This is a genomic window from Lapillicoccus sp. (genome assembly GCF_039935575.1).
In the GTDB taxonomy this organism is placed as follows: domain Bacteria; phylum Actinomycetota; class Actinomycetes; order Actinomycetales; family Dermatophilaceae; genus Lapillicoccus.
In genome coordinates this window covers 1-26,374 of record NZ_JBDTKA010000143.1, presented here as the reverse complement: position 1 = coordinate 26,374, position 26,374 = coordinate 1, and the positions used below count along the sequence as shown (strand labels likewise).

At 69.3% G+C, this 26,374-nt stretch carries 25 protein-coding genes; 15 read left to right on the top strand and 10 right to left on the bottom strand.

All coding sequences use genetic code 11. The features are described 5' to 3' along the window. Position 1: 1 nt before the first annotated feature. Complete coding sequence (locus ABI385_RS17110) at positions 2-1,030, top strand: D-2-hydroxyacid dehydrogenase (protein ID WP_348104968.1); 1,029 nt, start codon at positions 2-4, stop codon at positions 1,028-1,030. Beyond that, entirely contained in the window at positions 1,027-2,622 is a 1,596-nt protein-coding gene (locus ABI385_RS17105; RefSeq protein WP_348104967.1) for a D-aminoacylase, read from the top strand. Before ABI385_RS17110 ends, ABI385_RS17105 begins: the two co-directional genes overlap by 4 nt. On the opposite strand, the gene ABI385_RS17100 is transcribed toward ABI385_RS17105, so the two are convergent. Continuing rightward, positions 2,623-3,471: a PIG-L family deacetylase gene (locus ABI385_RS17100; protein ID WP_348104966.1), complete on the bottom strand. Its 849-nt coding sequence runs from the start codon at positions 3,469-3,471 to the stop codon at positions 2,623-2,625. 166 nt (positions 3,472-3,637) lie between these two features. Between ABI385_RS17100 and ABI385_RS17095 the strand changes: the two genes are divergently transcribed. Then, on the top strand, positions 3,638-4,846 hold the full coding sequence (locus ABI385_RS17095) for a cytochrome P450 (protein ID WP_348104965.1): 1,209 nt from the start codon (positions 3,638-3,640) through the stop codon (positions 4,844-4,846). Then, a complete protein-coding gene (locus tag ABI385_RS17090; protein WP_348104964.1) occupies positions 4,843-5,088 on the top strand; it encodes a ferredoxin in 246 nt (81 codons plus the stop codon). The genes ABI385_RS17095 and ABI385_RS17090 overlap by 4 nt, the downstream gene beginning before the upstream one ends. 46 nt (positions 5,089-5,134) lie before the next feature. On the opposite strand, the gene ABI385_RS17085 is transcribed toward ABI385_RS17090, so the two are convergent. Both ABI385_RS17085 and ABI385_RS17080 read right to left on the bottom strand, forming a co-directional pair. After that, complete coding sequence (locus ABI385_RS17085; protein ID WP_348104963.1) at positions 5,135-6,088, bottom strand: hypothetical protein; 954 nt, start codon at positions 6,086-6,088, stop codon at positions 5,135-5,137. Continuing rightward, positions 6,085-7,068 (bottom strand): Gfo/Idh/MocA family oxidoreductase, encoded by a 984-nt coding sequence (locus tag ABI385_RS17080; RefSeq protein WP_348104962.1) that lies wholly within the window; start codon positions 7,066-7,068, stop codon positions 6,085-6,087. The genes ABI385_RS17085 and ABI385_RS17080 overlap by 4 nt, the downstream gene beginning before the upstream one ends. A gap of 134 nt (positions 7,069-7,202) precedes the next feature. Between ABI385_RS17080 and ABI385_RS17075 the strand changes: the two genes are divergently transcribed. The 6 genes from ABI385_RS17075 (at position 7,203) to ABI385_RS17050 (ending at position 13,944) form a co-directional block, all read left to right on the top strand. Then, positions 7,203-8,036 carry an IclR family transcriptional regulator gene (locus ABI385_RS17075; protein ID WP_348104961.1) on the top strand — a complete coding sequence of 278 codons (834 nt, stop codon included), beginning with the start codon at positions 7,203-7,205 and terminating at the stop codon, positions 8,034-8,036. A 205-nt stretch (positions 8,037-8,241) separates the two neighbouring features. Further along, positions 8,242-9,891: an ABC transporter substrate-binding protein gene (locus tag ABI385_RS17070; protein ID WP_348104960.1), complete on the top strand. Its 1,650-nt coding sequence runs from the start codon at positions 8,242-8,244 to the stop codon at positions 9,889-9,891. A gap of 72 nt (positions 9,892-9,963) precedes the next feature. Continuing rightward, positions 9,964-10,917, top strand: a complete 954-nt coding sequence (locus ABI385_RS17065; protein ID WP_348104959.1) for an ABC transporter permease — start codon at positions 9,964-9,966, stop codon at positions 10,915-10,917. Beyond that, positions 10,914-11,885, top strand: coding sequence for an ABC transporter permease (locus tag ABI385_RS17060; protein ID WP_348104958.1), 972 nt, complete (start codon positions 10,914-10,916; stop codon positions 11,883-11,885). Before ABI385_RS17065 ends, ABI385_RS17060 begins: the two co-directional genes overlap by 4 nt. Further along, complete coding sequence (locus ABI385_RS17055; protein ID WP_348104957.1) at positions 11,882-12,904, top strand: ABC transporter ATP-binding protein; 1,023 nt, start codon at positions 11,882-11,884, stop codon at positions 12,902-12,904. The genes ABI385_RS17060 and ABI385_RS17055 overlap by 4 nt, the downstream gene beginning before the upstream one ends. A 98-nt stretch (positions 12,905-13,002) precedes the next feature. Further along, positions 13,003-13,944, top strand: coding sequence for an oligopeptide/dipeptide ABC transporter ATP-binding protein (locus tag ABI385_RS17050; RefSeq protein WP_348104956.1), 942 nt, complete (start codon positions 13,003-13,005; stop codon positions 13,942-13,944). A gap of 17 nt (positions 13,945-13,961) precedes the next feature. Here the strand turns inward: ABI385_RS17050 and ABI385_RS17045 are convergent, their stop codons facing one another. From ABI385_RS17045 to ABI385_RS17035, 3 genes are read right to left on the bottom strand one after another with little or no spacing between them, the layout of a single operon-like run. Then, a complete protein-coding gene (locus ABI385_RS17045) occupies positions 13,962-14,831 on the bottom strand; it encodes a fumarylacetoacetate hydrolase family protein (protein ID WP_348104955.1) in 870 nt (289 codons plus the stop codon). Between the two features lie 58 nt (positions 14,832-14,889). Beyond that, positions 14,890-16,221, bottom strand: a complete 1,332-nt coding sequence (locus ABI385_RS17040; protein WP_348104954.1) for an aminotransferase class III-fold pyridoxal phosphate-dependent enzyme — start codon at positions 16,219-16,221, stop codon at positions 14,890-14,892. Next, the gene (locus tag ABI385_RS17035) at positions 16,218-16,619 is read right to left on the bottom strand and encodes a RidA family protein (protein ID WP_348104953.1); all 402 of its coding nucleotides are present in this window, start codon (positions 16,617-16,619) and stop codon (positions 16,218-16,220) included. Before ABI385_RS17035 ends, ABI385_RS17040 begins: the two co-directional genes overlap by 4 nt. A gap of 134 nt (positions 16,620-16,753) precedes the next feature. Between ABI385_RS17035 and ABI385_RS17030 the strand changes: the two genes are divergently transcribed. Both ABI385_RS17030 and ABI385_RS17025 read left to right on the top strand, forming a co-directional pair. After that, positions 16,754-17,596 carry an amidohydrolase family protein gene (locus tag ABI385_RS17030; protein WP_348104952.1) on the top strand — a complete coding sequence of 281 codons (843 nt, stop codon included), beginning with the start codon at positions 16,754-16,756 and terminating at the stop codon, positions 17,594-17,596. A 32-nt stretch (positions 17,597-17,628) separates the two neighbouring features. Next, positions 17,629-18,729: an alanine racemase gene (locus tag ABI385_RS17025; RefSeq protein WP_348104951.1), complete on the top strand. Its 1,101-nt coding sequence runs from the start codon at positions 17,629-17,631 to the stop codon at positions 18,727-18,729. A gap of 515 nt (positions 18,730-19,244) precedes the next feature. Here the strand turns inward: ABI385_RS17025 and ABI385_RS17020 are convergent. The 4 genes from ABI385_RS17020 to lpdA form a co-directional block, all read right to left on the bottom strand. Next, a complete protein-coding gene (locus tag ABI385_RS17020) occupies positions 19,245-20,408 on the bottom strand; it encodes a hypothetical protein (RefSeq protein ID WP_348104950.1) in 1,164 nt (387 codons plus the stop codon). Then, the gene (locus ABI385_RS17015; protein WP_348104949.1) at positions 20,405-20,734 is read right to left on the bottom strand and encodes a PadR family transcriptional regulator; all 330 of its coding nucleotides are present in this window, start codon (positions 20,732-20,734) and stop codon (positions 20,405-20,407) included. Before ABI385_RS17015 ends, ABI385_RS17020 begins: the two co-directional genes overlap by 4 nt. A gap of 264 nt (positions 20,735-20,998) precedes the next feature. Continuing rightward, positions 20,999-21,763, bottom strand: coding sequence for a class I SAM-dependent methyltransferase (locus tag ABI385_RS17010; RefSeq protein ID WP_348104948.1), 765 nt, complete (start codon positions 21,761-21,763; stop codon positions 20,999-21,001). 8 nt (positions 21,764-21,771) lie between these two features. Further along, a complete protein-coding gene (gene lpdA, locus ABI385_RS17005; protein WP_348104947.1) occupies positions 21,772-23,190 on the bottom strand; it encodes a dihydrolipoyl dehydrogenase in 1,419 nt (472 codons plus the stop codon). 147 nt (positions 23,191-23,337) lie between these two features. Between lpdA and ABI385_RS17000 the strand changes: the two genes are divergently transcribed. The 3 genes from ABI385_RS17000 to ABI385_RS16990 all read left to right on the top strand — a co-directional run. Beyond that, positions 23,338-23,661 (top strand): DUF3311 domain-containing protein, encoded by a 324-nt coding sequence (locus ABI385_RS17000; RefSeq protein ID WP_348104946.1) that lies wholly within the window; start codon positions 23,338-23,340, stop codon positions 23,659-23,661. Beyond that, the gene (gene mctP / locus ABI385_RS16995) at positions 23,658-25,319 is read left to right on the top strand and encodes a monocarboxylate uptake permease MctP (protein ID WP_348104945.1); all 1,662 of its coding nucleotides are present in this window, start codon (positions 23,658-23,660) and stop codon (positions 25,317-25,319) included. The genes ABI385_RS17000 and mctP overlap by 4 nt, the downstream gene beginning before the upstream one ends. 158 nt (positions 25,320-25,477) lie before the next feature. Then, positions 25,478-26,374 (top strand): DUF559 domain-containing protein (locus tag ABI385_RS16990; protein WP_348104944.1); only part of this gene is annotated, 897 nt, incomplete at its 3' end.

The window sequence follows — 26,374 nt, the reverse complement described above, 5'->3', positions numbered from 1 at the left end:
GGTGCCCGACCACGTCGTCGTCGCGCAACCAGGAGCAGACGGCCACCTCGACGCCTTGGCCGCCGCGATGCCACAGGCTCGCATCACCATCATCGGCGAGGTGTCACCGGGCTGGTCCCTCGACGCCGAGCTGGTTTCGACCGCCACCGTGCTCTTCACGGACCAGCCCCCAGCAAACGTCGCGGACCTGGCGCGGTTGGAGTGGGTCCAGCTCGGCTCGCATGGCTACTCCCAGCTGCAGGGGCTCGCACTCCCTCGGCGCGTCGTGGTGACCAACGCCAGCGGAGTCCAGGACCGGCCCATCGCGGAATGGGTCGTGATGATGCTGCTGGCGCTGGGGCGACGCCTCCCGGACATGCTCACGGCCCAACGTGCGCACCGGTGGGACCGGGCACCGGCATACCAGAACGAGCTCCGCGGTATGACGGTCGGCATCCTCGGCTTCGGCAACATCGGACGCGAGGTCGCCCACCTGCTCGCGCCGCTCGGGCTGCCCGTCTGGGTGCTGTCGAGAACCAGGAACCGCGACCGCGGCCCGCGGTTCGACCCACTCGACCGCGCGGCCACGTCGTTCCCGGAGCCCGACCGGTGGTTCGGGCTCACCGAACGAGACGCCTTCTTCGCAGGTATCCGGGCGCTGGTCGTCGCGGTCCCCGACGGCCCCGGCACCCGGGGACTGGTGGACGCAGAAGCCCTGTCCCGCCTTCCACGTGGGGCGCTCCTGCTCAACCCGGCGCGGGCCCGCGTCGTCGACGAGGCCGCACTCGTGGCGGCACTGCAGTCCGGCCAGCTGGGCGGCGCCGCCCTCGACGACCACTACCGGCAGCCGCTGCCTCCCGACGACCCGTTCTGGGACCTACCGAACACTGTTGTCACTGCGCATATCTCGGGGTCGACCGGCAGCCCGTGGTACCTCCGGCGGATCTGGGAGCTGTTCCTGGCCAACGCCGACCGCCGGGCGTCGGGTCACCCGATGCTCAACGTCATCGCCCACGACGACCTCGACCTCGCAGACGGGAGCGACCGATGACCGCGGCCACTGAGATCCTGGACCTTGTCGTTCGTGGAGGAACCCTGGTCGACGGGACGGGGGGACCGGAGCGGCTCTGCGACGTCGGCATCATCGGCGAGCGCATCGTCGCCGTCGCCGCCGCGCTCGACCAGCGCGCGCGGACCGTCCTGGACGCAACCGGGCTCGTCGTCTGCCCCGGTTTCGTGGACATCCACACCCACAGCGACCTGACGTTGCTGTCGTCGCCGCAGGCGCCGAGCGCACTCACCCAAGGCACCACGACACAGGTCGTGGGCAACTGCGGCCTCGGCGTCGCGCCCCGGTCCACGGACGCCGATCTGCACGCGATCCGAGCCTCCGCGGCCTACCTCGACCTCGACCCCGACGTGGTCATCGACTGGAGCACGGTGGGTGGCTATCTCGACGCCCTGCGCACCGCCGGCCCGGCCGTCAACGTCCTCACCCTCGTGCCGCATGGCCCTTTACGGGCCTCGACGGTCGGTTTCGACGCCCGCCCGGCCGCCCCTCGCGAGCTGGCAGCCATGCTCGACCTGCTCGCGCAAGGCCTCGACGACGGAGCCGTGGGGCTGTCGACAGGACTGGTGTACTCCCCGCTGTGCTTCGCCGAGGAGGACGAGCTGGTCGCCCTGGGCCGGGTGGTCGCCGACTACGACCGGCTGTTCGCGTGGCATGTCCGCGATTACGCCGACGACCTGCTCCCGTCGGTCGCCCAGTGCCTACGCGTCGCTCGCGAGACCGGCTGTCGCACCCAGGTGTCGCACCTCGTGGCGGTCGGGCGGCGCAACTGGGGCCGGGTCGAGGACGCGCTGGCGATGGTCGACGAGGCGTGCGGCGAGGGCTTGGACGTGGGCGTGGACATCTATCCCTACCTCGCCGGCAACGCTCCCTTGGCGCAGGCCGTGCCGCCTCAGATCCAGGCCGGCGGCGACGATGCGATGAGGGAGCGCCTCTACGAACCCGACACCGTGCGAGTCCTGATGCAGGAGTGGGCATCTCGGGCAGTGGGCTGGAACGAGACTGTCGTCAGCTGGCTGCCGGACCCGCAGGAGTCCGAGCTGCTCGGACGCACCGTCGCTGAGATTGCCGGCGCCCGAGGCGAGAGCCCCGACGCGACTGCGCTCGACCTGCTGCGCCGCTATGGATCATCCGCTCTCGTCGTGGTGTTCGGGCGTGATGCCAGGGACCTCGACCGCGTGCTGAGACACCCGGCGACCGTCGTTGCCTCGGACGGCCTGGCCCTCGACCCCACCGGTCCGACCGGCCGCGGGACCCCGCACCCGCGGTGCTACGGCTGCTTCCCCCGCTACCTGTCCTCCCGCGGCCGGGCCGACCTGCCCGACGCCGTCCGTCGGTGCACCTCCGCGCCGGCTCGGCGGGTGGGCCTCACCGACCGCGGCACGGTCGAGGTCGGCGCTGTCGCCGACGTCCTGGTCATCGACCCCGAGACGCTGCGGGACATGGCGACGTTCGAGAACCCCCACCAGCTGAGCGTCGGCGTCCGCGAGGTGCTCGTCTCCGGCCGGCGCGCCGTCGAGGACGGCCGACTCAGCGGGATCCGCGCCGGGGCGGTCGTGGCCCTCGGCGGGTGACTACGCGGAATGTGAAGCGACGGGGTAGGCCTCCCGCAGGCTCACCTGCGAGTAGGCGACGTGCCGGGTGAGCGGGTCCACCTGCATCGCCGCGGAGGTCACCGGGAACAGGGCGTGAGTCTCGTTGCGGTGTCGCACATAACCCTCGGCGAAGTTGACCCCGGCGGCCCGTCCGAACTCACCGTTGTTGCTTTCCACGACCTTGCGCGCGAACGCCCCGTCGTAGCCCTGGCTCACAAAACAGTCCACCGCCGCGATCTTGCGGCCGACGACGGGAGTGATGTCGATGAAGGTGTCGTTGCGCAGACCGTAGACGCTGAGGGCGTCGGGAGCACAGACCGGCAGTCCGGTGAAGAAGACCTGACGCACGTTGACCTCCTCATGCCCGTCAAGGTTCTTCAGGTATGACGCAGCCCGGTCGATGGCTGCCAGTGCCGTCATCGTGGCGATGGTGTGGGAGGAGGCGGACTGCACGGCGTTCTGGGGGTAGTCGGCAACCACCACGTCGGGGCGGACCAGGACGATCTGCTCGGCCACCTCCTCCACGACGTCCTCGTGCACCGTGCTCATGGTGTCGTCGTGGTCGAGAAGGACCAGGTCGTGGATCCCGATGATCTCCGCCGCCCGCTCGAGCTCGCGGCGCTTGTTTGCGGCGATGTCGGCGAGGCCGGCGGCGAGCACGTGCTCGTCGGGGTGCTCTTTGCGCCACTCCTGCGCGTAGACGTTGGGGTGGATTCGGCCGCCGTGGGTCAGGATGAGGGCGTGGATCTCGTCGCCCGCGTCGGCGTGCCGAGCCAGCGCGCCGCCGCAGTTGGTGATCGTGTCGGCGGGATGAGCGTAGATGGTCATGACCTTCATGGGATTCCTCGTCGCAGGTGGGGTGGCGCTGTCGTGAAACAGCGTTTCACATTGGTTGCTTACTGAACCAGTGCCCATCTACCATGGCGAGACGCCCTCTGTTCGGACGCGCCCTCGGGTGGGCCGAGCTGCTGACGACACACCGGAGCAGACAACCATGGAGCACGACGCGACGCCGCTGCGTTTCCCCTCCCCGCGAGAGCACCCCCTCGACCCGCCGGCCGCTCAGACCGCGCTGCGCGACACCTGTCCGGTGGCTCCGGTGGAGCTGCACGACGGCCAGCCCGCGTGGCTGGTGACACGCTACGACGACATCCGCGAGGTCCTCGCCGGCGACGGTTTCAGCTCGCAGCAAATGTGGCGCTTCGTCGGCTCGGCGAACCGAGCAGCCGCAGAACGCCCCGAGACGTCCTTCACGGTGATGGACCCACCGGAGCACACGCGCTACCGACGGATGTTCACCCGGTACTTCACCATCCGGCGGGTCGAGACGCTGCGGCCCCGGATCCAGCAGATCGTCGACGACACCCTCGACGCCCTCCTCGCCCGGCCGTCTGCGGAGGGCTCGGCACCCAGAGCGGACCTCGTCGGCGACCTGGCGCTCCCCGTCGCCTCGCAGACCATGTGCGCGCTGGTGGGCGTGCCCTACGAGGACCACGAGTGGTACGAGCAGCGCGCAGAGGCGCGCAGCCACATGGACGGCGACCCGCAGGAGGCGGCTGCAGCCACCTCGGAGCTGCTCGCCTACATGTCGGGCCTGGTCGAACGCGCTCGCCAGCACCCTGGCGACGACATCATCGGGGCGAGCGTCACCGAGCTGCTCGAGCCCGGACTGCTGACCCACGACGAGCTGGTCGCGACGCTGCGCCTGCTGCTCACCGCTGGACACGAGACGACCGCGACCATGATCGCCACGGGGACGTACGTCCTGCTCACTCACCCCGACCAGCTGGAGGAGATCCGCCTCGACCCCAGCCTGCTGCCCGGCGCGATCGAGGAGCTGCTGCGTTACGTGAGCATGCTTTACATCCTCGTGCGGACCGCCACCCGAGACACCGAGATCGCCGGCCAGCCGATCCAGGCGGGTGACGGTCTCATCCTCGGACCCGCGCTGGCCAACAAGGACCCCCGCGCGTTCGAGGACCCCGACCGGTTCGACATCCACCGCGACAACCGGCACCACGTGGCGTTCGGGTTCGGGCCTCATCAGTGTCTGGGGCAGCCGGTGGCCAGACTGGAGCTGTCGGTCGTGCTCGCTAGCCTCATCCGCCGCATACCGACCCTGCGTCTGGCGCTCGACCCGGCGCAGGTGCCGTTCAAGCAGACCAACCTCGTCGGCGTCGAGTCCCTGCCGGTGACATGGTGACGACAGGAGAGGGGTTCTCAGCGCCCGCGAAGCCGGAGGTACGGATCGAGGTGGAGATCGACCAGTGCGTCGGCGGCGGTCAGTGCGTGCTGGCGGCACCGGAGCTGTTCGACCAGGACGAGACCGACGGCACCGTGATCCTGCTGCGTCAGCCCGAGGCGGACGAGTTCGAGGACGCCGAGCAGGCAGAACGGGTGTGCCCGGGGCGCGCGTTGCGCGTGGTTGACGTGTCGGCAACCTGACTGGGTGGCTCGGGGCACAGGCGGGCACCTCGTCGACGCCCCGCCGTCACGCGTATGGCTGCACGTTCCCGTCGGCTGCCGAACGCTCTGCTGCGTCGATGAGGCGGCTGAGGCGGGTCAGGTCCGTCAGGGTCGTGCCCCGCGCGCCGAACGCCAGCGACTCGAGCTCGAGCTGCACCGGTCCCGGTCCGTAGGGCACGTCGGGACCGCCGACCAGGCTCAGCCGTGGCGCCGCGAGGTCGGCCAGCGCCTGGCCCTCGCTGCCGAGGACGCGGTACCGGTGCAGCGACCCGGTGGTCCCCGGCTGCAAGCGCGACACGATCAGCGTCACGACGATACCCGGGTGCCAACGCACGGTCAGCGTCCAGCCCTCGGTCGCAGGGTCACCCGTCGCCGTGCGAACCGCATGGACCGATCCCGTGGGCGGGCCGACGATGGCCGCGAGCACGTCGAGAGCCAAGACACCCACATGTCGCAGGTCGCCCTCGGCGGCCGGGCCGTCGCCGTATGCGACGACCAGCTCGCCGTGGGCAGCATGAGGCAGCCCCAGCTCTCCGGACGCAACCAGCGCCGCGAGGCCGGCCACACTCGGATGGAACCGGGAGTGGTAGGCCGCCACGACAGCTCCTGCCGAGGGATCCTGCGCCAGCGTCCCCAGGCGAGCGGTCCCGAAAAGCACCAGCTTGTCGACAAGCACCGGGAGCGCCGGCGCCCCGACCGGTGCGGCGCCGAGCAGCTCGCAGAGGCTGTCGGGGTCCAGGCAGGCGACGACGGCGTCGGCTGCGGCGAGCGCGGCCACCGAGTCGCGCACGAGCGGAACCCCCAGGTCGTCAGCGAGCAAGGCCGCCCGGCCGAACCCCTCGGCACCGACCGGACCCGGCCACACACCGCATACCTCGAGCAGGTCGCTCGCCCCGATCGCCGGTGCGAACATGTCGCGCTGGTGGTGCCGTCCGGCCGCTTCTCCGGCCGCTCCCGCGAGCAGGACCCGGCCGGTCATCGCGCTACCTCGACGGACTGGCCGCTGCGCGCGGACCGCTCGACGGCTTCGGCCACCGCCGTGGCGTGCACCGCCAGGTCCGGCGCGGGGTCGACCGGACCGCGGCCCGAGACGGCGTCGGCGAAGACACGCAGCTGTCGGCGGAAGGGGTCCGTACCCGCGGCCGCCCTTGGCCCCGACCCTCCGCTGCCGTAGACGACAAGGCCCTCGTCACCGTTGCTGCGCACCAGGGTTCCTCCGTCTCCACTGACGACGATCTCGAACAGCGAGGTGGACCGCGGTCGTTCGCCCCGGCTGATCTCACAGACGGCTGTCGCGCCGGACTCGGCCACCAGGGTGGCGCACAGGTAGTCGTCGATGCGCAGCGCAGCAGAGGTGAGGGGCTGGCCCACGGCGCAGACACTGGAGATGGGCGAGTCGAGCCACCAACGGGCTAGGTCGAACAGGTGCACCCCGTTGTGGAAGGCGTGCCCACCGGACCGGTCGGGGTCGAGGACCCACGAGGACCAGCCACCCCAGATCCAGCCCCCGGTGATCGCGATCCGTATCCCTCGCACCGTGCCGAGACTGCCGGAGGTGATCGTCTCCCGGACCGCTCGAGCATAATCTGCATGCCGGTGGGTGTGCCCGACCAGCAGCACCCGCCCTGCCTCGGCGAACGCGTCGGCGACAGATGAGGCGTCCTGGGCGGACAGCGCCATCGGCTTCTCGAGCAGCACATGCTTGCCGGCGGACGCGGCCGCGCGAGCCAGCTCGGCGTGCGTGTCGTTGGGAGTGCAGACCACCAGGGCGTCGACGTCATCGTCGGCCAACAGGTGTTCTACCGTGGGCACGACGCGCACCCCCCAGGTGACGGCGAACCGGGCTGCCGCGGCGGCGTCTCGATCGGTGACACCGACGAGCTCGACGTCGGGTAATGCGGCAGCGGCCGCAGCGTGGGCACCGGCGATGAACCCGGCGCCGACCAGGGCGATCCTCACGTTCGGTGCGCCTCCTCAATTGACATGAAATATGATTCCAGGTGAGGTCCCCTCACACAAGACCGGTGCTCCGGCCATCGCGACGGAATGCCCGCGCGTGTGTAGATTGGCCCAGCGCACGATGGAGAGAGGCCATGGCCGACGACGACCAGCGAGGCAGGAGCAACTACCACACGCACGCCCTCGCACGCGGGCTGCTGGTGCTCGAGACCGTCGCCCAGGGACGCGAGCCGGTCACCCTCGCCGACATCCACGAGGTCAGCGGGCTGCCCAAGAGCACGATCGTGCGGCTGATCAGCGCCCTCATCGACCACGAGTACCTCGTGCGGGTCGACGATCGACCCGCATACCGTCTCGGACACAAGGTGATGGCGCTGGCGACAGCGTTCGTCGACTCGCTCAATGTGGCGGACCTGGCGCATGCGCACCTCGCGGCGCTCGCCGAAGACACCCGGCAGACCGCCAACCTGGCCGTCCTGGACGGCACCAACGTCATCCACGTCGCCGTCGAGCACCCGTCGCGGCCGTTGCGTCTCGACGCGAGTGTGGGTGACCGAGCGGCCCCGCATGGCACCGGCCTCGGCAAGGTCCTGCTCGCCGCACTGCCCGTCGCCGAGGTCGCAGCCCATCTGCCGCCGCTCCCCTGGGCTGCCTCGACGGCAACGACGATCACCTCCCCCGATGCGCTCGCCCCCGTCATCGACGCGGTGCGCGCCCAGGGTTACGCCTACGACGACGAGGAGTGGGACGAGGGTCTGCGCTGCCTGGCCGTCCCGGTCGGCGTCGACGGGACCACGGTGGCGGCGCTCAGCGTGTCCGGCGCCGCCGGTGAGTTCTCCTCCACGGCCCGTCCCCGGTTCATCGAGCTGCTGCAGGGGACCGCCGACTCGCTCGCCAACGACGTGGCGATCGTCACCGCGCTGACCACGGTGTCTCGGACGCGCGGACGGGGCCCCCAGCTGACCTGAACCCGGTGGCCTGTACGCAACACGTTCGCGTTCGCAGACGGCGGTCTGACGGCGTCATGAGGAAGCACCCGTGCGAGCGTGGCTCAACCGCAACATGGAACGTCTTGCCATGTCTGCGCGGGCCTCCCTACGATGACACCCACCGCCGCCCGCCGAGGACCTCCGACGCGCTGCGGACCTACCCGGACACGAAGGAGAGCACCCGATGACACGAGCCACCCGGACTGCGTCGGGAGTGTTGGGCGCCGCGGTCGCGGCCAGCCTGACGTTCGCCGCCTGCTCACCTCCACCCGCCGCCGACGGCAGCGGCGGGACGGCCACCGCCGGCGGTGGGTCGACAACGCAGAGCATCACGGTGTGGCTACAGCAGAAGCCGGACACGGCGAGCCCGCTGCTGGGCGGCACCTACGGCAACAGCGAGATCCTCAACGTGACCCAGGACCTGCTCGTCAACGTGGCCGCCGACGGCAGTCTGGAACCTCGCGCCGCGACCAAGTGGGTGCTGTCCCCGGATGCCAAGACACTGACACTGACCCTGGCCGACCAGAAGTGGTCCGACGGCAAGCCGTTCACGGCCGACGACGTCATCTTCACGCTGAACCTCTACGTCAACCCCGCCGTCAAGTCTCCCCTCGCCACCGTCCTCAAACCCATCGCGGGATACGACGAGGTCGCCTCCGGCGCCGCCAAGGAGCTCTCGGGGGTCAGCAAGGTCGACGACCACACGGTGAAGCTCGACCTGAAGAACCCCGACGTCGGCTTCCTCTACACCCTTTTCGGCGCAACCATCTACATCCTGCAGAAGGACACGGTGGGCAAGGAGGACCCTGCCGCCGTCGCCTCGTCGCAGATCTGGGTGACTCCGGGCAAGGTGCCCGGGCTCGGTCCCTTCACCCTGACCACCTACTCCCCCGGCCAGCGCGCCGTGTTCACCAAGAACCCGAACTTCCGCAAGCCGGTGCCCTTCACCACCCTGGTCGAGTCATTGGTCTCGCAGGACGTGGCAACGCAGCAGCTGTCGTCGGGCGAGATCGACGTCAGCCTCGTGGCGGCAACCGACGTAGCCACCGTCAAGGGCCTCGAAGGCAAGGGCGTGAAGACGGTCAGCAACGAGGTCCCCGGCTTTGACCGCTACACCGTCAACCAGCGCAAGGACTATCTCAAGGATGCCAAGGTCCGCCAAGGCCTGCTGACGGCCATCGACAGGACAGGAATCATCTCCTCGATCTACGCGGGTCAGGCCAAGCCAGTCAACTCCGTGTTCACCTCGCCCAAGGTGGTCAAGGACGGGTTCAACACCTATGCCTACGACGCGGCCAAGGCCAAGCAGCTGCTCACCGAGGGCGGCTGGGACTTCAACCGCGAGTTCACAATCCGTGAGGTCAACAACAACGCCCAGCGCGCCTCGATCGACCAGGTGGTTCTTAAGAACCTCCAGGACGCCGGGGTCAAGGCCACCATCAAGCCCGTCGACCAGGCTCAGCTGACCGAGATGCTCACCAAGGGCGACTACGACATCTTCCTGTACGGCGGGGGTTCCTACGTCGCCGACCCGGCGACTAACATCCCGATGATCACCTGTGCCAACGCCTTCCCCAAGGGCGCCAACCTGCCCAACTACTGCAACCCTCAGGTGGACTCGCTGCTCACCCAGGCCGCGACGATCACCGACGAGACCGAGCGGAGCAAGGTCCTCACGCAGGCAGGCAAGCTCGAGAACGCCGACGTCTCACACCTCTACATCGCTCGGCCGACCCGGGTGTTTGCCTTCAGCAGCAAGGTCACCGGAGGCATCCGCGGTGGCGACGGCATGTCCAACATGCTGATGTCTGTTCAGGACTGGACGGTGAAGTGACGACTGTTCGTTGACCCCGGTGCCCGTCCCGGTCCTCCCGGGGCGGGCACCCGGCCTCCAGAGGAGCTCTCCATGGTTCGCTACCTCGTGACCCGCTTTGCCACGATGGTGCTCGTGCTGGTCGCCGTGTCGATGGCGCTGTTCGCGCTCAGCCATGCCGCTCCCGGCGGGCCGTTGGCCTCGCTCGTCCCCCCCGACCTGGTCGGCGACTCGGGCCCCCTCATCGCGGCCAAGACCAAGGAGTTCGGCCTCGACCAGCCACTGCCACTGCAGTACTACGCCTGGGTCAGCCACCTGGTGGTGGGCGACCTCGGCACCTCGTTCCAGTACAACCGGTCCGTGGCCGGTCTGATGGGCGAGCGTCTCGTGCCGACACTCGAGCTGATGGGGCTCGGACTGGTCATCGGCAACATCATCGCGCTCGTCCTCGGTACGGTCCAGGCGGCGCGCAAAGGCTCGGTCGTCGACTACGGCGTCGGCACATTGTCTCTGGTCCTGATGTCCACCCCGGCCTTCTTCCTCGGCATGGTGGTCATCTACATCTTCTCGGCCAAGCTCGGATACCTGCCCTCCTCGCAGATGAGCTCCCCCGGCAACGGCGGCGCAGCCGACCTGCTGCGTCACCTCGTGCTTCCGGTGGGAGTGCTGGCCATCGTCCAGTCGGCGGTGATGACCCGGTATGTCCGGGTCGGCCTGCTGGAAGAGCTGTCCAGCGACTACGTCCGCACTGCGCTGGCTCAGGGTGCGACGCAGGGCGGGGCCCGTCGCAAGGCGTTGCGCAACACCCTGGGGCCACTCGTGACGGTCATCATGATCTCGGTCCCCACCCTGCTCGGCGGGGCCGTGGTGCTCGAGGCGGTCTTCTCCTGGCCGGGCATGGGATCACTGGTGCTCGCGGCGATCGACTTCCGGGACTACCCGATCATCTTGGCCTTCGGCATGGTCGTCGCCGTGCTCGTGGTGCTGAGCAACTTCCTGGCCGACATCCTCTTGTCGGTCCTCGACCCGAGGGTGAGGCTGCAATGAGCGACCCGTCGCTGATGAGCACGACCGGCGCAGGCGACGTGGGCGCGCCCCTGATGTCCCAGGTAGCCGACGGCGTCGGGGAGAGCGAGGCGGACCTGCCCGCAGAGGCAGTTCGCACACCGCGCAGCCCTCTCGAGCTCGCCGTACGCCGGTTCTGGGCCAACCTCGGCGCCCGCGTCTCGGTGGTCGTACTCCTGCTCATCGTCCTCGCGGTAGTGATCGGTCCGTGGCTGCTACACATCGGTCCCGACCAGCAGGACCTCCTGGCAAGCCGACAGGGGCCAACCAGCGCGCACTGGCTCGGCACGGACCTGTTGGGCCGCGACGTCCTGGCCCGACTGTTGTCCGGCGGCCGGGTGTCGATCCTGGTGGGCCTGAGCACCGCCGCCTCCGCACTCGTGATCGGCCTGGTCGTCGGAGTGGTCGCCGGCAGCGTCGGGGGCGTGGTCGACGGTGCCTTGATGCGGATCACCGACATGTTCATGGCGGTGCCGTCGCTGCTGGTCGTCATCGTCGCCGGCGGCATTCTCGGCCCGTCCATTCCGCTGCTCGTCGGACTGATCGCGGCCTTCGCGTGGCCGACCGCCGCCCGCATCGGCCGATCGGTGGTTCTCACCGTCCGTGAGCTGGACTACGTCAAGGCTGCCGTCGCTGCGGGAACCAGACAACACACGATCATGCGGCGCCATCTGCTGCCCGCGGTCATCCCCCAGGTGACCGTCAGCGGCGCGATGCTGGTCGCCTCCGCCATCCTCACCGAGGCCGCACTGTCGTTCCTCGGCCTCGGCGTGGTCCCCCCGCAGGCGTCCTGGGGCAACATGCTGCAGTCGGCTCAGTCCTTCACCGTCATCTCCTCGATGCCCTGGCTCTGGCTCGCCCCCGGCTTGGCCATCGTCATCACCTCCTTGTCGGTGATCTTCATCGGCGACGGGATGCGCGACGCGCTCGACCCCAAGGCCAGTCGGTGAGCCTGCTCGAGGTCCGCGACCTCAACGTCGAGTTCGACACGCTCGATGGGCCAGTACACGCTGTTCGCCACCTGTCCTACTCGCTCGAGGCGGGTCAGGCGCTCGGCATTGTCGGCGAGTCCGGGTCGGGCAAGACCGTCTCGGTGCTGACGCTGATGCGACTGCTCGCGGGCAACGCCCGCGTGACCGGCGGTGAGATGCTGCTGGGCGGGCAGGACGTGCTGCGCCTCTCCGAGCAGCAGATGCGCGCAATTCGGGGCAGTCGAGTCAGCATGATCTTCCAGGACCCGATGACCGCCCTCAACCCGGTCGAGCGGATCGGCCGCCAGGTCGGGCTGACCGTGGAGTACCACGATCGCTCCGCCACCCGGCAGAGCGTGCGTCGGCGCGTGGTGGAGACCCTGGAGTCGGTGGGCGTCCCCGACGCTGCGCGGCGCAGCAACCAGTACCCCCACCAGTGGTCCGGCGGCATGCGTCAGCGGGCCGTCATCGCGATGGCGCTCATCAACCAGCCCGAGCTCATCGTCGCCGACGAGCCGACTACCGCGCTCGACGCCACGGTGCAGGCGCAGGTGCTCGACGTGCTGCGCACCGCTCGGGCCGAGCATGGGTGTTCGCTCATCATGATCTCGCACGACCTCGGAGTCGTGCGAGAGATCGCCGACGACGTGCTGGTCATGTATGCCGGCACCACCGCCGAGCGCTGCCCCACCGAGACCGTCTTCAGAGATGCCCGGCACCCCTACACGCGAGCTCTCGTGCGTGCCCGGCCGGGCTGGGGCCCTCGCACCGAGCGTCTGTTCACCATCGCCGGCAGACCGCCAGACCTGTTGGACGTCCCCGTCGGGTGTCCCTTCGAGCCGCGGTGCACCGAGTCGCACGGCCTGCCCGCGTGCCGAACCGAGACACCGGCGCCGATGCAGCTCGGTCCAGACCACGTCTCCGCATGTCACCGAGCGCGCGAGCTGGACCGAATCCACGAACTGGTCCTGGCCGACTCGAACGGAGAGCCGTCTTGAGCGCCGCGGCAGCACCACACACCGCCACATCACACACCACCACATCACACACCGCAGACGGACCTCGACCGACTGGGCAGCCACCGCGACTGCTCGAGGTGAGCGACCTGATGGTGCACATCCCGGTGCGGCTGGGGATGCGCCGCGCCCTGGTCCGGGCGGTCGACGGCGTGAGCTTCACCGTCGAGCGGGGCCGCACCCTCGGTCTGGTCGGGGAGTCCGGCTGCGGGAAGTCCACGACTGCGAGGGCCGTGATGCGCTTGGAGGAGCCCACCAGCGGCACCATCCGGCTCTTGGACCAGGACGTCACCCACCTGTCGGGTGAGGCCCTGCGTCGGACACGGCGGCACTTCCAGATGGTCTTCCAGGACCCCTACTCCGCGCTGAACCCTCGCCTGACCGTCGGCCAGATCGTCGCCGAGCCGATGCAGGCCCAGGGCCTGCCACGCGCACAGGTCACGGCCCGCGTCGAGGAGCTGCTCGACCTCGTCGGGCTGCAGCCACGCCATCGGTATGCCTTCCCGCACCAGTTCTCCGGTGGTCAGCGACAGCGAATCGGGACCGCGCGCGCCTTGTCGACGCATCCGGAGCTGCTCATCCTCGACGAGCCCGTATCCGCCCTCGACGTGTCGGTGCAGGCTCAGGTGGTCAACCTGTTCCGGGACCTGCAGGACCAGTTCGACATGGGGATGATCTTCATCTCCCACGACCTGTCCGTCGTGCGCCACGTGTCCGACGACGTGGTGGTGATGTACCTGGGCCAGATCGTCGAGCAGGGACCCAGCGAGTCGGTGCTGACCAACCCCCATCACCCCTACACGGAGGCGCTCATCTCCGCCGCGCCCGGCCGCGCCGGGACGGCGGACCAACGCGAGCGGATCGTCCTGACCGGCGAGGTGCCCTCACCGATCGACCCACCGGCCGGGTGCCGGTTCCGGTCCCGCTGCTGGAAGGCGACGGAAGAGTGCAAGCAGACCCCGCCGCTGGCCGTGCCGGACGGCGGGGCGCATCCGGTCGCCTGCTTCCACCCGTCGATCTGAGCGGTTCTACGGCTGTCCTACTCCGTGGTGGAGTGCCCGCGCACGTGGGTGGTCAGCTGCCCCAGAGGGCCGAGGTCGGCCACCATGACGTCCCCGTCGGTGAGGTAGGTCCCGGTACTCGCCCCGACGCCGGCCGGCGTGCCGGTGAGGATGAGGTCGCCGGGCTGGAGGGTGCACAGCCGCGACGCGAAGGCGACCAGCTGGGCGCAGCCGTGGATCATGTCAGCGGTGCTGCCGTTCTGCTTCAGCTCGCCGTTGAGGCTCAAGCGCACCGGAAGTACCTGTGGGTCGGGCACCTCGTCGGCAGTGACCAACCAGGGTCCGACCGGGGCGGCGCCGTCGGACCACTTGCCCTCCAGCCAGTCGAAGAACCCCGCCCACGCGTTGACGTCGCGGTCGTACCCCACGGCAAGCGTGCGCAGCGAGATGTCGTTGCTCGCCGCATACCCGAAGACGTGGTCGAGGGCATCCTGCTCCGCGATGCCCCGACCCTCCTTGCCGATGACAACGCACAGCTCGGCCTCCCAGTCGGCCGCCGCCGAGATCTCCGGGATCTCGTAGCTCGCTCCGTCGCCGATCACGCTGGTCGCTGGTTTGATGAAGAACTTGGGCGAGACCCGTGTCGGGTCGACACGGTCTCCGCCCCCCTCCACGATGTGCTCCTGGTAGTTGGTGGCGACGCAGAGCACCTTCGGGGGTGCCAGCACCGGGGCGAGAATCGTCAGGTCCGCCAACGCCCAGGTCGTACCGGCGGGACCCGACGAGTCCTGCGTGCCGGAGACGACCGCGAGCAGATCCCCGTCGCCGATGTCCTCGACCCGGTCGGCGCCCACCAGACGTCCATGTCCGGTCGTACCGTCGGGTCGGGTGAAGGTGCACAGGCGCATACGGTGATCCTCTCGTTCCTGGAGTGGGGCCCTCGCCGACGGGCGCGAGTCGTGGCGGTCAGCGCATCCGCAAGGCGCCCTGCGCCACCAGCTCCTCGACCGCGTCGGCGGCGGCCGCAACCGTCCCATCGACGTCTGCCTCGGTGAACGCCGCCGAGATGTGCATCCGCTTCATCGGGATGGGCAGCATCAGGAAGCCACGATCGATCATCGCCCGGTGGAAGGCACGGCTGCTGGCGGCGTCGTTCGCCATCAGGTCGCGGTAACCGTGTACCTCCCCGGGCAGGAAGTAGGTGGTGAAGGTCCCCCCGTACCCTTGCACCAACGCAGCGACCCCGGCTCCGTCGAAGACCGACTGCAGTCCGGAGCGGACCTTGTCGCCCAACGCGTAGGTGCGCGTGTAGAACTCCGGGTGCGAGGCGAGGTAGCCGATCGTCGCGACGCCCGCGGCGCACGACACCGCGTTGCCGTTGAAGGTGCCCATCACCGCCACCGAGCCACCACGCGCCGGATCCACCGTGGCCATCACGTCGGCGCTCCCCCCGACCCCGCTGACGGCATAGCCATTGCCCAGCGCCTTGCCGAAGGTCGTCAGATCCGGGGTGATCTCGCAGATCGACTGATACCCGCCGAGAGCGTGCCGGAACCCGGTGATGACCTCGTCGAAGACGAGCAGGCTGCCCCGCGCGGCCGTCAGCTCGCGCAGGTCCTCGAGGAAGCCGCCTCGCGGCAGGAGCGCGCCGACGTTGTGCGGGATCGGCTCGACGATCACGGCGGCGATCTCGTCGGGGTGGGCCTCGTAGAGCCGGCGGACGGAGTCGATGTCGTTGTACTCGGCGATCAGGGTCGCCTCGAGCGTCTCGGCGAGGATTCCGGCAGAGAGCGGGTCCATGCCGTAGGCCAGCTCGGGCGGCGAGATCACGTTGCGCGCCACCGAGTCCGACCAGCCGTGGAACCCGCCCTGCACCTTGACCAGCAGCCGGCGTCCGGTCCGAGCCCGGGCGATGCGCACGGCGTAGGCCACCGCCTCGCTGCCCGTGGTGACCGTGACCATCTGGTCCATGCTCGGCATCACGTCGACGACGGCCTGCGCCAGCCGTAGCTCGAGCTCGCTGGTGCCCCAGCCCGTCAGGTCTGGCTCGCTCCGGATCGACGCGACGACTGCCTCGTCGACCACCGACGCGTGGTGGCCGAGCAGGATGGCGCCGAAGGCGGCGTGGTAGTCCAGGTAGCTCTTGCCGTCGCTGTCGGTGACGTAGGCGCCTTCGGTGGCGGTGATCGTCCGCGGCACGCCGTTCGAGCGGGTCGACGAGTTCACCCCGCTGGCGACCGCATTCGCGGCCGCACCCGCTGCGGGTCGGCCGGCCATCGTCATCGGCTCTGCGGTCATGACCTGTCCTCCTGGTTCGATCGCTGCCCGAGGTAGGCAACGGCGTCGATCTCCACCCGCACGTCGGGGTGTCCGAACCCGACGACGACAGTGGTCCGCGCGGGGCGATGGGCGCCGAGGCGCGCGGCGTACAGCTCGTTGAAGCGGCCGAACAGTGCGGCGTCGCAGAGCCACGCACCGACCTTGACGACGTCGTCGAAAGTCGCCCCGCCGGCAGCGAGAACTCGCTCGACGTTGTCCAGGGTCATCCTCACCTCGTCGTCGAACTCACCGCGGTAGACCGTGCCGGCGGAGTCGGAAGCCACCTGTCCGGACACGAAGAGCAGCTCGCCGGCGCGCATACCGGGGCTGAGCGGGACGGACGGCGCGGCGACGTTGTCGGGAAAGACCGCGGTCATGATCGGCTCCGGCGAGGGGTGGGTGGGTGGGCGGGTGACGGTCGGTACGAAACTTCGTTTCAGGTCCCACGGTATCCTGCTCGCCGCACCGGGGGAAGATTGACGTGGAACGTGGTTCCGTGTACTCATGAGGCGTGCTGATCGACGTCCACACCCACGCGATGACAAGCGAGCACTGGGGCCCGGAGTGGGAGGACCACTGGAAGCCGGTCTACGGGCACGGCTGGACCGACGTGACACCCGAGGCCTACGACGCGGCGATGAGCGAGGGCGGGGTGGACCTGTCGTTCGTCTTCGGCATCACGGCCCACTACGCGGGCATGGAGACGCCGAACGACTACATCGTCGACTTCGTGAGCCAGTGCCGCAGCAACGTCGTGGGGTTCATGGCCATCGACCCGACAGACCCTGGCGCGGCGGTCGAACAGCTACGTGACGGGGTGGACCGGGGGTTGCGCGGCATCAAGTGCTATCCAGTCCTCGGCCTCTTCGACGTGCGCGACGAGGCCCTCGACCCCTTCTACCGCGCCGCCACCGAGGCAGGGGTGATCCTGTTGTGGCACATGGGCGCCACCCCTTCGCCCATCGGCAAGCTGGAGCTGTCCAACCCGCTGCTCGTGGACGAGGTGGCCAGGCGCCACCCGGGTCTGGTGCAGATCATCGCCCACCTCGGCCATCCGTGGCAGCGCGAGACCATGGTCGTGCTGCGCAAGAACCCCCGAGTCTTCTCCGACGTCTCCGCCCTGTGGGCGCGCCCCGCCGACGGTTACCGCGCGCTCGTCCGCGCACAGGAATGGGGTGTCGTCGACAAGCTGCTGTTCGGCTCCGACTATCCGTTGTGGACTCCCCGGCAGGCGACCGACGGGTTGCACGAGATCGCCGACCACCACATCGAGGGGATGCCGCGGATCGGCGACGACGTCCTCGACCACCTGTTGCACGCCGACCCCTCGGCCCGCCTCGGCCTGTCGGTCTGAGCGGGACATGACGCCTGCCGCAGAATGCTCGTATGCCGGTCGACCTCGCTGACCTGCCCACACCGGCACTGCTCGTCGACGTCGCGCGGTGCGAGGCCAACATCGCTACCGTGGCGGGTTCGTTCTCCGCTGCCGGGGTCGCACTGCGCCCACACATCAAGACCTCCAAGTGTCTCGAGGTGGTCCGCCGCCAGTACGAGGCCGGAGCCGCCGGGTTCACCTGCTCGACGCCGGCCGAGGTGCGGGCCCTCGGCGAGGCGGGTTTTGCTGGGCTGCTCTGGGCGCACCAACCGGTCGGACGACAGAAGGTCGCGTTCGCCGTGGACGCCGCCAGGCGGTGGGGCATGACGGCGATCGTCGACTCGAGGGACGTTGCCGAGCCGTTGTCCGCGCACGCCGTGGACGAGGGCATCGTGGTATCAGTGCTGCTCGAGGTGGACACCGGGCACCACCGCACGGGCGTCATCCCCGACCGGTCCCTCGAGACCGCCCGGCTGGTGGCCTCGCTTCCGGGCCTTGAGCTCGAAGGCGTCCTGACGCACGAAGGGCACCTCGCGGCATACGGAGCCGACCGCGTCGGGCTCGAGGCGGCGGGCCGTGGGATCGGGTCCAGCCTCGCGGGTGTAGCGCGCCGGTTGTCCGAGGCAGGCCTGCCGTGCCAGGTCGTGTCGGTCGGGTCCACGCCGGGGTTGAGCACGGCGCCGTTCGCTCCGGGGGTGACCGAGGGCAGGCCGGGCACCTACGTCTTCTACGACGCCAACCAGGTCCGGCTCGGCAGCACCACCATCGACCGGTGCGCACTCACCGTCCTGGCCCGCGTGGTCTCCCGCCAGCGCAAGGGCCAGGCCATCATCGACGCGGGGTTGAAGGCGATGAGCTCGGACGCACTCACTCCGCGGGTCGGCGCCGGCATTGTCTGCGACGTCACGGGGGTGCCGATGGCGGACGTCAGCTTCCCGACCGCCAACGAGGAGCACGGGTTCCTCACCGGACCGGGGGCCGACCGGCTGCAGGTGGGCGACGTCGTGCGGATCGTGCCCAACCACGCGTGTGGCACCGTGAACATGTGGAGCCGGCTGCACGCCGTCTCGGACGACTCGGTGGAGCAGTGGCCCGTCGTGGCCAGACACTGACCGGTCGACCCGACCGTACGCCGAGGCGTCACCGGTCGTGACTGCGTCAACCGACGTGGCAGAAGTACCGCTGCCACTCATCCCGTCGACGCCCGGACCGGCCGGCCGGCTTGGTCGGCCCGGACCGCACGCCCCGCTCGGCACGGACACGTTCGACTCTGTCGAGAACGGTGCTGTCGCCCGTCGTACTCGACCGCGATTCGCCAGGCGGGATAGCTGAGGTCGAACCGCATCAGCCACGCCCCGTTCTCGTCACGCAGCGTTTGGTTGACGACGGGTTCGGGGAGCCCGGCGAGCACGATGATGTCGATGCCATCCCTGACCGTGCCCGATCGTCGCCTGCTGTCCGCTGCGTCATCCACAGGGCCCCGGCAGCACCGAAACGACAACGCGCCAAGGCGTCACCGATCGTGGCGAACCCGGCCGCCAGGCCACGACAGTGCGCCGAGCCGTCACTGCTCGTGAGCGGATCTCCGTCCGGTCCGATCCCCTGCGCCGGACCGGACGGCAAGGCGTCAGGGTGAGGAGGTCGGGGCGGTCGGGGCGGTCGGGGCGGTCGTCGAGATCGGCGGAGCGGTCGTCGCCGTCGCCGCAGACCCGGTCGTCGCAGGGCCGGTCGTCGCGGACCCGGTCGTCGTCGCAGGTGCGCCGCTCGGCAGCAGCGGCGCTACTGACGGCGGGGGTTTCCACTGCTCCTGGCCCTGATACTGCGGGCTGCCGGGACTCGCGAGCGGGTTGACGGCATACGGTTCGCCGTTCACCGTGTACGCCCGGGGGAAGACGTTCGTCCACCACTGTCCGTAGACGTCTCCCCGTCCGGGGAGGGTCACCCCGGTGCCGACGTCCTCCTTGCGGTCGAGCACCAACGACTGCCCGTCGCTATCGAACAACCGGACATCGGTGAGGCGGTGCCCCTGCGCGTCGTAGACGTAGACGTTGTCCACCGCAGCCCCGTTGAGGGACAGACCGGTCGGCGCCGCGGGCGCCTGCGCGCCCACCTGGACGTACGCGGTCGGCGGGACCGCCTGCACCGCGAGGATCGAGGCGGGCACGGCAACGAGGTTGGCGAGCGCGGGCAGCACGCGTAGCCCCGGGAGCACGTCTGAGCCCCGGCCTTCCGGTCTCGACCCCGCGGCGGCCCCCCACTGGCGGCTGCTCCATCGCCCGAGCAGCACGCTGAGCACGACGCTCGGGAGCCCGATGACCAACATTGCTGGCGAGGTCGGCCAGATCGTCGGGGCGTAGGCGACGCTAAGGACGTGGACCAGGACGTAGGCCGCCACCAGCCCCCGCAGCACCCACCACGCAGGTCGCAGCGTCACGAGGAAGCTCCAGGTCGCATCAAGCCACGGATGCCGGCGCAGGTATGCCTCCGCCGCCGACCGGCGCCCGGCGAACCACGCCCGGTCCAGGATCTGCGGCGGGTTCGTGCGCGGGCGCTCGGGCAGACCCGCCGCCTGTCGGAGCTCCGTGGCATAAGCACCCGGGGTGCCGAGCAATGTCTCCAACGGGCCGCCACGTTCGGTCAGCAGCTCGCCGAGGTCCGCCTCCATTCCACTGGTGAGATCTTCGATCTCTTCGGCGCTGAGGTCGCCCAGCGCCCTACGCACCAGGTCGACGTAGGCGGCCACCTCGTCGGTCTGGCGCGCCGCGTGGGTTGCCGTCCCGTTGTCGCTCATCGTTGCTCTCCTGCCGTCAACAGGTCCTCCATGGTCGCAGCGAACCCGCGCCAGGTCTTGCCCTCGATCTCCAGCTGGCTGCGCCCTTGGGCGTTGAGCCCGTAGTACTTCCGATGCGGCCCCTCCTCGCTCGGCACCACGTAGGACGTCAGCGCGCCGGCGTTGAACAACCGCCGTAGCGTGCCGTAGACCGAGGCGTCGCCCACATCCTCGAGCCCCGCCGCCCGCAGCCGGCGCACGACGTCGTACCCGTAGCCGTCCTCCTGCGCGACCACAGCCAGAACGGCCATGTCGAGCACTCCCTTGACGAGCTGTGTCGTCTCCACCGGCGCCTCCCAGCACGTCAACCCCGCCGTCAGCGGTGGTGTGGCACAGACACTACTCCGGCATGCACGGTAGTGCGCATACGAGAGTTCAGCGTGTCACACTGAGCGAACGACGGCCGGTATGCGCGGGGCGGGTCAGGCCGTAGGTGCGGCCCTCGAACGACACTCGGGTCCGTCCCTGCGGGACCCGGGACGTCATCTGGCGAGAGCTCGGTGAGGCCCCCTCACCGTGGGCCACACCCATGCCGGGGTCACCCCAAGCAGTCACCGTGTGCCGACGGCCGCCCACGCGACCGCCTGGACGACGAACGGCGGCTCGGGAATGAGCTCTCGGCACGCCTCCCGGAGGGCCACCCGCCCCTCGTTGTCGAGCGAGCGCACCTGGTCACCGGCCGGTCCGACACCCAAGGTGTAGGGGTGCCACCATTCCTCGAAGCTGGCGAACCGACATGTCACCGTCAGCTCGCTCTCCCGCACGTCCGTGAGCCCAGCCGCTCGGAACAGTGCGACGAGGTCGCCCGTCTTGCTGCCCGTCCGGACCTGTTCTCCGGTGACACCGGGGTCGAGCGAGGCGACCGCTCGCCAGAACTTCGACAGCGGCGCCCGGCCGCCGGCGAAGTCCCAGACGCATGCGGCCACCACTCCCCCGGGGCGGGTCACCCGACGCATCTGACCGACACCGCCGGCAGGGTCGCCCATGAAATGGACCACGAGCTGCGCCAGCGTGGCGTCGAACGACTCGTCCTCGAAGGGCAGCTCCTCGGCCGGGGCCTGCACGACGTCGACACCCGCTAACCGCGCTCGAACAGCGGCGACGAAGGGTGGCGACGGGTCGACCCCGACGACCTGAGCCGCGCCACAGCGGTTGACCAGCTCGCTGGTCAGCGCGCCAGGTCCGCAGCCGACGTCAAGCACGCGCATACCGCTCCCGGCTCGCACTCCGGCCAGGTCGGCGAGCTCGGTCGACAGCGGGTCGGAGAAGATGCCCATGAACTGCTGGTATGCGTCGCCAGGCACGTCGAAAGCCATGACACGAGCTACAGGTTGATCATGTGGCCGGCGATGCCCTCGATGGCTTCCTTCATGGCCTCGCTCAGCGTCGGGTGGGCGAAGATGTTGCGCGCCACCTCGTCGGCGGTGAGGTCCCACTTCTGCGCCAGCGTCAGCGCCGGGAGGAGCTCGGTGACCTCGGGACCGATCAGGTGGGCGCCCAGCAGCTCGTTGTGCTCCGCGTCGGCGACGATCTTGACGAAACCGACCCCCTCGGCCATGCCGCGCGCCTTTCCGTTGGCGGAGAACGGGAACGACGCGGTCTTGACCTCGTGACCTCGTTCCTTCGCCTGGGCCTCCGTGTAGCCGAACGAGGCGATCTGCGGCTGGCAGAACGTCGCCCGCGGGATCATGTCGAAGTCGATCTCGACCGTCTCGGCGCCCGCGATCGTCTCGGCGGCCACGATCCCCATGGCCTCGGCCGTGTGCGCGAGCATCAGCTTGCCCGTGACGTCGCCGACGGCGTACACGCCGTCGACGTTGGTCCGTCCCCGGGCGTCGACGGCGATCGCCTTGCGGTCGGTCACCTCGACGCCGATCTCCTTCAGCCCGAAACCCTCGACCCGAGGGGCGAACCCGATGGCCTGCATGACCTTGTCCGCCTCGAGCACCTGCGACTCGCCGCCGGCGGCGGGGCTCACCGTGACCCTCACCTTCTCGCTGCGGTCCGTGGGGTCCTCGATCGTCTCGACCTTGGTCGAGAGCAGCACCTTGACGCCCAGCTTCTTGTACTGCTTGAACAGCTCCTTGGACACGTCCGGGTCCTCGGTGGGCACCATCCGGTCGAGGAACTCGACGATCGTCACGTCGACCCCGAAGTTCTTCAGGATGTAGGCGAACTCGACACCGATGGCCCCCGACCCGGCGATGATGATCGACTCGGGCAGCTCGTCGGTGAGGATCTGCTCCTCGTAGGTGACGACCCGGTCGGACAGCGAGGTCCCGGGGACCAGGCGGGTGGTGGCTCCCGTCGCGATGATGACGTTGTCGAAGGTGATCGACCGGATCGTCTCGTCCCGGGGGCCATCGGTCGGCTTGATGTCGACCGAGGTCGCGCTGGTGAGAGAACCCCAGCCGTCGATCTCCTCGATCTTGTTCTTCTTCATCAGGTAGTGGACGCCTTTGGCGCTGGCGTCGGCCACCGACCGGCTGCGGGCGTGGGTCGGCCCGAACGACATCGTGGCGTCGCCCTCGATGCCGAAGACCTTCTTCTCGGCAGTGATGATGTGGGCGATCTCGGCGTTGCGCAGCAGGGCCTTGCTGGGGATGCAGCCCACGTTGAGGCATACCCCTCCCCAGTACTTTCCTTCGACGACGGCCACCTTCTTGCCGAGCTGCGCCGCCCGGATCGCAGCGACATACCCACCGGGTCCCGCACCGAGGACCACCACGTCGTAATCAGCCATGTCCCACAGCCTATGTGGCGCCCCGGCGACCGTTTACATCACAGGACGGCCAACTCGGCGCGCCCCCCCGCGTGCGGCGCTCAGCGACGGAGTACCTTCCCGTCCGGAGGTCGCACCGACGCGGCCCGAGAACCGCGGGAGGTACTCATGCCGAGCTCACCGTCGAAAACCCCACCACCCGGCGCCCGTCGCCACTACGACGCGCCACCGGCCAACAAGAGCCTGCTGGCCCTGGCGGCCGTGCTCGTGGCCATCCCGATCGTCGCCCTGATGCTGGTCGGCACCTATGCGAGGAAGGACCCGGTGCTGTGGGGTTTCCCGTTCTTCTTCTGGTACCAGTTCCTCTGGGTCTTCCTCTGCTCGGCATTCACCTACTCCGCCTACCTCATCGTGCAGAAGGCGCGTCCGCACCGACCGATGACCGACGACGGCACCGAGTTCGTCGACTCCTCCGACGGGAGTGACCGATGAACACCGGTGTCAACGGCGTCGCACTGGTCGTGCTGATCGTGCTGTTCGCCATGGTGGCCGTGATGGGCTTCTGGGCCTCGCGCTGGCGCCGCCCACAGAGCATGGAGAGCCTGGACGAGTGGGGTCTCGGCGGTCGCAGCTTCGGGACCTGGGTCACCTGGTTCCTGCTCGGAGGCGACCTCTACACGGCATACACGTTCGTCGCGGTCCCGGCTGCGATGTTCGGCGCGGGAGCGGTCAGCGGGTTCTTCGCGGTGCCCTACACGATCGTTCTCTACCCCATCATCTTTATTTTCATGTCACGCCTCTGGTCGGTCAGCCACCGGCACGGGTACGTCACACCGGCGGACTTCGTCGCCGGCCGGCACGGCTCCCGCACCCTGTCGCTCGCCATCGCCGTCACTGGTTTCGTCGCGACGATGCCCTATATCGCGCTGCAGCTCGTCGGCATCCAGGCCGTCCTCGAGGTGGCCGGTGTGGGCGGCTCGGGCAACGTGTTCGCAACGGACGCGCCGCTGTTCATTGCGTTCATCGTCCTGGCCCTCTACACCTACACCTCGGGTCTGCGGGCTCCCGCGCTCATCGCGTTCGTCAAGGACATCCTCATCTACATCGTCATCATCGTGGCGATCATCTACCTGCCTTCGAAGTTCGGCGGCTGGGAGCACATCTTCGGAACGGCTGAGGCGAAAAGCACGGCAGCGGCCGCTACGGCCAAGGCGGCGGGGAAACCGTCGACCTTCACGTTCATCCCCTCCCCGTCGCAGTCATGGGCATACGCATCACTCGCCCTCGGCTCCGCGATGGCGCTGTTCATGTACCCGCACTCGATCACGGCGACGCTGTCGTCCAAGAGCCGCAACACGATCCGGCGCAACGCGGCGCTCCTGCCGGCTTACAGCCTCGTCCTGGGACTGCTCGCCCTGCTCGGCTGGGTGGCGATTGCGGCCGGCACCAAGCCGATCGGCCTCGACGGCAAGCCCAACGCCCAGCTGGTGATCCCCCAGCTGTTCGAGGACACCTTCCCCTCGTGGTTCGCCGGCGTCGCCTTCGCGGCGATCGCGATCGGGGCGTTGGTCCCGGCCGCGATCATGTCGATAGCCGCGGCCAACACCTTCACCCGCAACATCTACAAGGAGTGGTTCCGGCCCAACGCGACGGTGCAGCAGGAGGCCAGGGTCTCCAAGATCGCCTCGCTAGTGGTCAAGGCGTTTGCGCTCATCTTCGTCGTCGCCATGGACAAGCAGAATGCGATCAACCTGCAGCTCCTCGGCGGCATCTGGATCCTGCAGACGTTCCCGTCGATCGTGTTCAGCCTCTACACCCGCTGGTTCCACCGGTGGGCGCTGCTCGCAGGATGGGCAGTCGGGATGATCTACGGGACGTATGAGGCCTACAACGTCTCCTCCGCAGCGACGTCGCACTTCGGCGGTTCCGTCTCGGCGGTCCCGATCTGGGGTCAGCTGGGCTACATCGCGGTGACCGCGTTCGCGCTGAACGTGCTCGTCGCCACCGTGCTCACCCTGGCCTTCCGGGCCGCCAAGACGCCGGAGGGGGTTGACCAGACCATCCCCGCCGACTACTTCGCCGACGAGGGTGACCCGAAGGTCAGCGTCATGCCGCTCAGCCCGGAGCAGGCGCAGGCGAGCGGCCACTGAGCCGTATGCCTCGCGGCTGAGTGTGGTGGCTGGCGCCCGGTAAACCGGCCGCGAGCCACCACACCGGGTTATCCACACCGTCGGGCGCGGGCGCCCCAAGATCCACAGGCGCCGACCTTCTCCTCGACTACCGCAGGGCGTCCCTCCAGAGTGCGGGCATGGGAACGCTCGCCTCCGCACGCCGACGCCTGGCGGCCACAGCTGCCGAACCGTACGGCGGAGTCCTCTCGCGCGCCCTTCTCAACGACCTAGGCATCGACCGAAAAGCGGTCGCCCGGGAGGTGGCGGCCGAGCGTTGGCTCCTGGTGGGTAGCCACACTGTCCTGACCAACACCGGCGTCATGGGCGAGCGGGCCGGCCGCTGGCGGGCGGTCTGGGAGTGCGGTCCGGACGTCGCTCTCGATGGTGTGAGCGCGCTGCACGCCGCAGGGGTTCGCGGCTTCGACGAGATGTGCGTCCACGTCTCCGCCTCTCGCGAACGTCATCGTCGGCCGGTCGACGGCGTTCGCGTCCATCGCGTCACGCGGGTCTCGAATGAGATCGTCACTGCCGGGGTACCTCGGGTTCGGCCGGCGATCGCCGCCGTCCGCGCTGCGCATTGGGCGACCTCGGACCGCCAGGCCGCCCTGCTACTAGTGCTTCCCGTCCAGCAACGCATCGTGACCGGGTCACAGCTCGTGGCCGCCACGGAGAGCGTGCACGGTCGTCGGCGACGCCAGCTGGTCCGACAGCTGGTGCGGGACGTCGCGGACGGCGCACAGTCGCTGGGTGAGCTGGACTTCGCAGCCTTGTGTCGTCGGCGCGGACTGCCGGCCCCCGACCGACAGGTGGTGCGGCAGTCGCCCCGAGGTCGTGTCTATCTGGACGTCAGGTGGTCGACGCTCCGGCTGGTGGTCGAGATCGACGGAGCCGGGCATCGCTGGGGCCTGGCCGTCACCGATGACAACCTTCGGCAGAACCGGGTGGTCATCGGCGGCGATGTCGTGTTGCGATTCGACCTCGTGGGACTTCGGTTGACGCCTGACGAGTTCATGGACCAGGTCTGCCAGGCGCAC